This is a genomic window from Pseudoalteromonas sp. 2CM28B (assembly GCF_023161935.1).
Map to the genome: position 1 here is coordinate 1 of NZ_JALNTH010000123.1, position 454 is coordinate 454.

Here is a 454-nt window from a genome sequence, read left to right on the forward strand (position 1 = left end):
AATGGAAGATAAAACAATCTAAAGCTCAACTAACCACTATGGAATCTAAAGCCAATCCAACCATTGGAGTTAACGCAGGGAAAAGTGGAGATGAAGACTTGATTGGCGTGACTTTCTCAATGCCTTTAAATATCAGAAATAACTATTCAGATACTGTTAAAGCCGCTTATTCAGAAGCAATTGCAGCAGAGGCTAACTTTCGGTCGGTTTATCGAAAGCAGTCATTTGAAGCAAAAGCTAATTATGAATCGCTTATTGTCAGTAAAAAATATTATGAGCAATGGCAAAAACTGACAAAAGGCAGATTAGATAGCAGCGAAAACTTATTAAATAAGCGCTGGGAAGCTGGTGACATTAATACTTCTGACTACTTACTTGCATTAAATCAACGTGCGGAAGGGCTTCATGCAGGAATACGTTTGGAAAATCAATTCAAGCTTGCAGAAATATCCTT

The 454-nt window shown here is 37.2% G+C and carries 1 protein-coding gene; it reads left to right on the forward strand.

The features are described from left to right. Positions 1 to 38: 38 nt before the first annotated feature. Positions 39 to 454, forward strand: a 416-nt coding sequence (locus tag MTN96_RS36915; protein ID WP_248534871.1) for a TolC family protein, incomplete at its 3' end; no start/stop codon positions are given.